The following is a 6,177-nucleotide window of genomic DNA, read 5'->3' as shown; positions in this document are numbered from 1 at the left end:
GCTTTTTGCGGTGGTGGGACGGGCGCAGGCCCCGTCGTTGTTGGGCTGTCCCACCGTCCCACCTTTTTCATGCCTCCCGCCCGTGTATGCGTAGCGGGCATCAATGCGCGTGTTCACGCGCACGCGTGTTTTTAAATATTCTCTCTATACACGAGAAAGGAGAGTTAGAAGTAGGACGGTGGGGCAAAGCCCCAATCTGCGGGGCTTTCAGACGTCCCACCTTGTTTTAGAGAGGTGGGACGCATGGGACGCCAGAAAAGCAAAAGACAGCCGGGATAGATATTCACCGACATTCGCCAGCCGTTCAGCGGGCGTCACCCACACATTCACCGGATGGCATTAAAACGGTCTTGCTGCCACCAGAATCGACCTGTAAAAAGGGGCCATCTTCGATGGGTGCGACCGCAAAGCGCGGCAGGCCACCCACCACCTGACCCGGCCATTGCGCCGGGTCTTTTTGTTTAAGGGGCAGGGCAATGACGAACGAGCAACAGGCACTGGCAGAGATGCCGATCTGGTTGGTGATTGCCCTGTCATTGGTTGGCGGTGTGTCCGGCGAGATGTGGCGCGCCGACAAGGACGGGGCGAGAGGCTGGGCATTGTTGCGCCGCCTCGCACTTCGGTCCGGTGCCTGCATCGTGTGCGGCGTGTCAGCGATGATGTTGCTGTTCGGCGCGGGCCTGTCGATCTGGACAGCAGGCGCCCTGCGTTGCCTGACCGCGATGGCCGGCGCGGATGTCGCCATCGGCTTGTACGAGCGCTGGGTGGCCAAGCGGCTGGACCTGAGCGAGGCCGAGCCGAAGGCATGAGCCGGGCAGGCCCGGGAGGGCGCCGATTTTTACGGGTCCTCCCTGAAGGCCGCCCCCTACACGGGTTATCGAACTCGCGGAATCTCTCTAGCTGAAACCTTCGCAGGGATGTCCGTCTTTCCAAGTGCAAGACATCACTCAGCACTGATAACGATCACGTATGTGCTGGTTGTAATACGAACCCTTGGATACAGCCGCTATCAACCCGTTATATACGTCTAGGGGGACGTTGCAGAAGTCGTAAGTGTGGCCTTGTTGAAAACAGATCCTCATCCGTTTCGTGCTTGGATCGTAGCCAACGGCGGTGATTGCATCGGAACGCACGGCAATCATTTCCATGCCATCTCTCCATTTGAAAAAGCGTCTGCAAATACTAGTAGAGAGTCATGGATTTGCAGCCCTCCGCACAAAAGTGCCGGGGACCCTGGGGACTTTCAAAGGACACGGGGTCGGAAACCCGCGGGATTGTGTTAGAGGGAGTCCCGCCAGCTTACTGAAATTTCAATCATTGAAATCTGAAAGGACTCATTGAAAACCGCTGAAAAGGAGGGCTTATGACCGCAGCCACGTGCCTGTCCAAGAGCGACTTCGCCGTGCCATCGGCGGGTCATCGAGTTACATCACCTGGCTCAAGGAGAGCCGTCGACTGGTCCTGTCCCCCAACGGCAAGCAGGTCGACGTGCTGGCCACCGAAGCGTTGATCCGCGACACCACCGAGCCGAACTAGGCTGCCGTCGCTGCTCGCCACAACAGGATCGGCTTCAGGGCGATGTTGCAGCCACGTCGCAGCTCAATACGAGCCGACTAACATGGCTGCGCCGCCGCCCGCTGATCCTGCGCAAGGGGAGACTCCAGTCTTTGTGCAGAAGGCCGCATTGAAAAAGCACATCGCTCAATCATTCACTAATGAGCCTGTCGCTCCGGCCGGCGCGGCAACGCGCCGTCTTATCGAATCCTTGGGAAGTGGAGATGCAATTGACTGCTGCGAGTGAAGAAAGCTGTTCGTCTAAATTGCAAGGCACGCGCGTAGTTTGCATCTGATATGTATCTGAAAATATGGATTTGAGCGTGACGCGCGATTCGAAATTCGGTCTGGTCGCCTGTCGCATTGAACCCCTTATTGCGCAGCCTCAGCCGATTGCAACCCGTTGCGCGACGAACAACAACCGACCAAACACTGGCTATTTGCCGCCAAGCGACCAGGCTTATCTGTTAAATAGCTCCTTGTGCAAGTTTACAAACGCTTGAACAGTCATCGGTGGCTGTCCGGTGACTTCACCAATGATGAAATCCTCGCCCTCGAACACGCCGTGCTGGTAGTCCTTGGCAACTTCCAGCAGATGCTGAATGAGGAAAGGCTGTAGGCCATCGCTTTGCATTTCCTTGCGGTACTGATCCAGTGTTATCGCGACGTACTTGATCTCCCGATCCAATACTTTACCGACTTCGTCAGCCACGGCATGCTGGTTCATTTCGACCGGACCGTGAAGCGGATACGTCTTGCCTTTGTGAGGCTGCGGGTTTTGCAATATGGCAGCGATGAGCCGCGCCTGATCCTCTGCTGCAATCGGGGCATGACGACCTGAGCCAAAGGGGAGGCGAATCTCGCCGTGTTCAACGATATGTTTACGCCAATGCGGGTATATCAACCACTGTGCAAAGTACGTCGGTCGCAAGTGCGTCATGTCCAGCCCCGACCAGTCAAACACTCGTTCTGCGGTGTAGTGATTAAGGGCCGCGTGACTTTTGGCAACGCGACGTGCGGAAATTTGAGACATGTTTACAACTGACTCTACCCCGGCTTCTTTAGCAGCGAGAGCGAAGTAGGCAGTCGCTTCAATCAAGCCAGGTGCGATTGGGTAAACGAAATAAGCTCGCTTGATGCCTTCAAGCGCTGCTCGAACAGCGTTCAAGTCCAGCAGGTCCGCGACCACAACTTCGGCGCCCAATTGGCGCAGTTTGGCCGCTCGATCATCGTTCGTGCGGACGAGCGCACGTACCGCGTGTTTTTTCTGGCGCAGTATTTCAACGGTTCTCCGGCCGGTAAAACCACTGGCGCCGGTAACGAGTATGGTGGGGCTTGTCATCGATCTTCTCTCTCTTTTGGTTTTCGACTGCATAATGGCCATGGTTCGCATGATGGCTGCAATATGGTTATATGATAGCTATCATCTTTGTCAACGAGTTCTTTAGCTCTAGGGAATTCAGAACGTAAGTTTTAGAGGGGGTAGGCAGTGTAGGCGGGGACTGGAGGGACGTCAGCAATCTGACGAGAGGGCTGGCAACCACCGGAATGAGTACACCGCACGCCTAACGAGGGTCCGAATACAAAGTCGGCGGGTTGATGGATCATTTTCACGATGACGGCTTGGATTCAAATGCCTGCATGCCCAGCTTCACTGCAGGTCGGGCCTCTATCAACGCCAGCCAGCGTGCCATGCGGGGCAACTTCTCCCAATGAATTTGGTCGCGCACCGATCTTGCAAAAGTAAACGCAGAAATATCGGCCATTGAAAAGGCATCGCCCGCTATGTACCCGCCCTCGAGAAATGCCTCTGCCGTCATCAGATGTTCCAACGCTCGTCGGCTTAATGGTGCAGATGCATCTTGCTGCCCTATCTGGCGCAGAAAAAAAGCAGCGTGGCTTGGCGCGATAACATCCGTGACGAAGAAATAAAACCGGTCGTAGACCCGGTACCGTTGAGCACTCGGCCCTCTGGGCGACAGCCGACCAGGGGCGTGTTCGTCAGCATACTGAATAATGCCATTTGACTGATTGATTACAAGGGGAGGTGAGACGCTGTGATTTACAAATGTCGGAGCCTTACCTAACGGGTTAAGCGCCAGATATTCTGGGGCACGCTGATCGCCAGAGAGAAGGTCAAGGCACCTCGGGGTAAATTCTATGCCCGCCTCAGTCAAGGCGATTGCAGCTCGCACACTGTTCCCCGTTGATGCGCCATAAAGCTCCCGTATCTCAGACATAAAATTCTAACCTCGTAAAATTGGTTACGCGAATGCATCCACGAAGGACTACGTATTACGGTTTCAGCAATTTTGCTGACCTCTCAGAATTTCGTCGGCGCCGAGCACAGCCTCAGTGCCTCAATTTGTACTTGACTGGTGTGTATTTACACATATGATGGTCGTCATGAAAAGCCCCCATGGCGCCGACCTTTGTCATTGCCTCGCCGCCAGACGCCATGCGCGTCTGCTGACCCGCCTCTACGATCGGCATCTGTCTGCTGCGGGTCTCACTGCCTCGCAGTTTTCTACTCTTGCGTTGATCAATGAGCACCCCGGGATTCTGATCGCCGAATTGGCTGAGGTAATGGTCATGGAGCGAACTACGTTGGTTCGGGCACTGAAGCCACTGCAGAACGAAGGTTATGTCGCTAGCCATGCCGAAGGGCCGCGTTCTGCCATCAGGCTCACGCTGTCTGCGCAAGGACGAGCGAAGTTGGCGGAGGCCGAGCCCTATTGGAAAGCCGCGCAGCGTGAGCGTGAGGATCAAATCGGCGGGGTCGCAGCAGTTCTGATTCGTAACTCGCTTCTTCAGCAGGCCGGTGGCGAATAAATTTTTTTGCGTGTTTGGTGTGTAACTGCACATATGATTCTTACCCAGAAATGAGGAAGTACTCATGAAAGCTTTTCCAAGAGTTCCGTCCCAGAGCGCTGTCAATCCAGCGGAGCGAATCAGTGCGATCGACTTCGTGAACAGGCTCAATTGGTGGTTCGAGACTTGGGATGTGGAGGCAATGGTCGATGCTTTTCTACCGGACGCCGTCGCGTACCACTTCCATGGCACCATTCGTGGCCACGATGAGATTCGCCAGTTCTTCAAGAAGGACTATCCGTATCTGATTCCTGGCGTCAGCCGACACGCCACCAACCACATTGTCGATGCGGATGAAGACGGCGTCGTGGTGCGCTATCAGAATCTGCTGGTGCGCTACGCGACGCCAGAGTCGGCCGCGATACTGGGAGATGGCCAAGCCATCGATAGCCCCGATGATTTGCCTGCCATCTGGCTCTACTCGCCAATGATGGATCGCTTGCGTCGAACTGAACACGGCTGGAAAGTCTTCGAGCGGTTCATAGGTGGTTCAGCCATCAACATGAGGCTTAACCCACCGATTACTGATGCTGCTCAACTTGCCAAGTACATGCCCCAATTAAAGCAAGCGTAAGACCTGCCATCGTCGAGTAGAAATGAAAGGGGGGCGTTCCACACATATTCGGAATAGCGAAGCCCTTGCTAACAGTAAGTCAGTCTTCATCCTTTGAGCGGCGCTTAGCAGCCCGCTCTTTTTTTGTGGGAGTGACAGGCCAGGCATTAATGACCGATTGTAGAAACTGCTCAGACAGTTCAGGGCTATCCAGCGCTCTGGCAATGAGCATCGCCCCGGTGATCGATGAAAGGATGCGTAGTGACTCTTGGTACTTTTCTTCATGATTTGCGCCTTCGACCAACGCCATCAGGGTATCGATCAAATGCTCGACGCCTCTGGTGAAGGAGCTGCTGACCGTGCCACCGGTACGCGCGACATCCGCACCTAATGCAGGAATCGGACAACCCTCGGTCCAGTTATCCAGATGCGCTTGTGTCAGGTACGTCTTGACGAGCTCAGGAATAGATTTGGCATTCTGCCAATCCTGAATATTTGATTCAAATGTCCGGCTGACCGCTTCTGACGCGAGCTGTTCCTTGCCGCCCGGAAACTGTCCGTAGAATCCGCCATGGGTCAGTCCAACTGAGCGCGAGAGCTCGCCGATACCAATTCCGTCGATGCCTTTTTCCCGATACAGCCGTGACGCTGCAGTAAGGATGGCTTCTTTGTTGGCTGCGGCCTGGTCTTTCGTCACTTTCATGAAATTGCTCCTGTGGCCAGGTTGGCATCGCCTGGACATAACGATGTTGCTGGGCTGGCTTTCATGATATTCGTCATATAAAGTTGCTGCAATGGCTGTCTAGGCATCTGTAGAAGTCTCGCGGATCCCATGGCTTTAGCTCAAGTCAAATAATTTTCCGGTGGACCGGCCCCATGAAACGTAATGATCTGCGCTGTGTCGATCTGAATCTGCTGGTGGTGTTCGAAGCTCTTATTCAGGAGCGCAACCTCACCCGCGCCGCTGAAAAATTATCTCTTGGTCAGCCAGCGGTCAGCGCAGCGCTGGTGCGTTTGCGCAGGCTGTTCAACGACCCTCTGTTCGAGCGCATCGGTCGTCGAATGGTGCCCACCTCTCGTGCATTGCGTGCTGCACAGACGCTCGGGCCGGCGTTGGATTGCGTGTGTACTGCGATCGCCGACACCAGGGTTTAACCGGGCTGATCCCTTTTTTTGTCATTAAATATGATGGCTATCAT

At 54.9% G+C, this 6,177-nt stretch carries 9 protein-coding genes; 5 read left to right on the top strand and 4 right to left on the bottom strand.

What is annotated here, in order from left to right:
* The first annotated feature begins 476 nt into the window (after window positions 1-476).
* Window positions 477-809, top strand: coding sequence for a phage holin family protein (locus tag D8U82_RS16210; protein ID WP_130902521.1), 333 nt, complete (start codon window positions 477-479; stop codon window positions 807-809).
* A 138-nt stretch (window positions 810-947) separates the two neighbouring features.
* Here the strand turns inward: D8U82_RS16210 and D8U82_RS16205 are convergent, their stop codons facing one another.
* Window positions 948-1,142 carry a KTSC domain-containing protein gene (locus D8U82_RS16205; RefSeq protein ID WP_277751195.1) on the bottom strand — a complete coding sequence of 65 codons (195 nt, stop codon included), beginning with the start codon at window positions 1,140-1,142 and terminating at the stop codon, window positions 948-950.
* 235 nt (window positions 1,143-1,377) lie between these two features.
* On the opposite strand from D8U82_RS16205, the gene D8U82_RS28490 reads away from it, so the two are divergent.
* The gene (locus D8U82_RS28490) at window positions 1,378-1,536 is read left to right on the top strand and encodes a hypothetical protein (RefSeq protein WP_231990161.1); all 159 of its coding nucleotides are present in this window, start codon (window positions 1,378-1,380) and stop codon (window positions 1,534-1,536) included.
* 478 nt (window positions 1,537-2,014) lie between these two features.
* Here D8U82_RS28490 and D8U82_RS16195 read toward each other — a convergent pair whose 3' ends face one another.
* Entirely contained in the window at window positions 2,015-2,896 is an 882-nt protein-coding gene (locus D8U82_RS16195; RefSeq protein WP_093106737.1) for an NAD(P)H-binding protein, read from the bottom strand.
* Between the two features lie 268 nt (window positions 2,897-3,164).
* On the bottom strand, window positions 3,165-3,794 hold the full coding sequence (locus tag D8U82_RS16190) for a glutathione S-transferase family protein (RefSeq protein WP_093101809.1): 630 nt from the start codon (window positions 3,792-3,794) through the stop codon (window positions 3,165-3,167).
* Window positions 3,795-3,960: 166 nt separating this feature from the next.
* On the opposite strand from D8U82_RS16190, the gene D8U82_RS16185 reads away from it, so the two are divergent.
* Together D8U82_RS16185 and D8U82_RS16180 are read left to right on the top strand one after the other, a co-directional pair.
* Window positions 3,961-4,386, top strand: a complete 426-nt coding sequence (locus D8U82_RS16185; protein ID WP_231990160.1) for a MarR family winged helix-turn-helix transcriptional regulator — start codon at window positions 3,961-3,963, stop codon at window positions 4,384-4,386.
* 64 nt (window positions 4,387-4,450) lie between these two features.
* Window positions 4,451-4,999: a nuclear transport factor 2 family protein gene (locus tag D8U82_RS16180; RefSeq protein ID WP_093101807.1), complete on the top strand. Its 549-nt coding sequence runs from the start codon at window positions 4,451-4,453 to the stop codon at window positions 4,997-4,999.
* A 79-nt stretch (window positions 5,000-5,078) separates the two neighbouring features.
* Here D8U82_RS16180 and D8U82_RS16175 read toward each other — a convergent pair whose 3' ends face one another.
* Window positions 5,079-5,681 (bottom strand): helix-turn-helix domain-containing protein, encoded by a 603-nt coding sequence (locus D8U82_RS16175; RefSeq protein ID WP_093101806.1) that lies wholly within the window; start codon window positions 5,679-5,681, stop codon window positions 5,079-5,081.
* 173 nt (window positions 5,682-5,854) lie between these two features.
* Between D8U82_RS16175 and D8U82_RS16170 the strand changes: the two genes are divergently transcribed.
* The gene (locus D8U82_RS16170; protein WP_093101805.1) at window positions 5,855-6,133 is read left to right on the top strand and encodes a LysR family transcriptional regulator; all 279 of its coding nucleotides are present in this window, start codon (window positions 5,855-5,857) and stop codon (window positions 6,131-6,133) included.
* Window positions 6,134-6,177: the final 44 nt, after the last annotated feature.

This window comes from Pseudomonas sp. Sample_23 (genome assembly GCF_004307595.1).
GTDB classification, from domain to species: Bacteria; Pseudomonadota; Gammaproteobacteria; order Pseudomonadales; family Pseudomonadaceae; genus Aquipseudomonas; species Aquipseudomonas atacamensis.
This window is presented reverse-complemented; position numbering and strand designations above follow the sequence as displayed.

Coding starts and splice junctions, on each gene's coding strand:
- D8U82_RS16205 (WP_277751195.1), bottom strand. CDS start 1,142: ATGATTGCCGTGCGTTCCGATGCAATCACCGCCGTTGGCTACGATCCA.
- D8U82_RS16175 (WP_093101806.1), bottom strand. CDS start 5,681: ATGAAAGTGACGAAAGACCAGGCCGCAGCCAACAAAGAAGCCATCCTT.
- D8U82_RS16210 (WP_130902521.1), top strand. CDS start 477: ATGACGAACGAGCAACAGGCACTGGCAGAGATGCCGATCTGGTTGGTG.
- D8U82_RS16170 (WP_093101805.1), top strand. CDS start 5,855: ATGAAACGTAATGATCTGCGCTGTGTCGATCTGAATCTGCTGGTGGTG.
- D8U82_RS16195 (WP_093106737.1), bottom strand. CDS start 2,896: ATGACAAGCCCCACCATACTCGTTACCGGCGCCAGTGGTTTTACCGGC.
- D8U82_RS16180 (WP_093101807.1), top strand. CDS start 4,451: ATGAAAGCTTTTCCAAGAGTTCCGTCCCAGAGCGCTGTCAATCCAGCG.
- D8U82_RS16185 (WP_231990160.1), top strand. CDS start 3,961: ATGAAAAGCCCCCATGGCGCCGACCTTTGTCATTGCCTCGCCGCCAGA.
- D8U82_RS16190 (WP_093101809.1), bottom strand. CDS start 3,794: ATGTCTGAGATACGGGAGCTTTATGGCGCATCAACGGGGAACAGTGTG.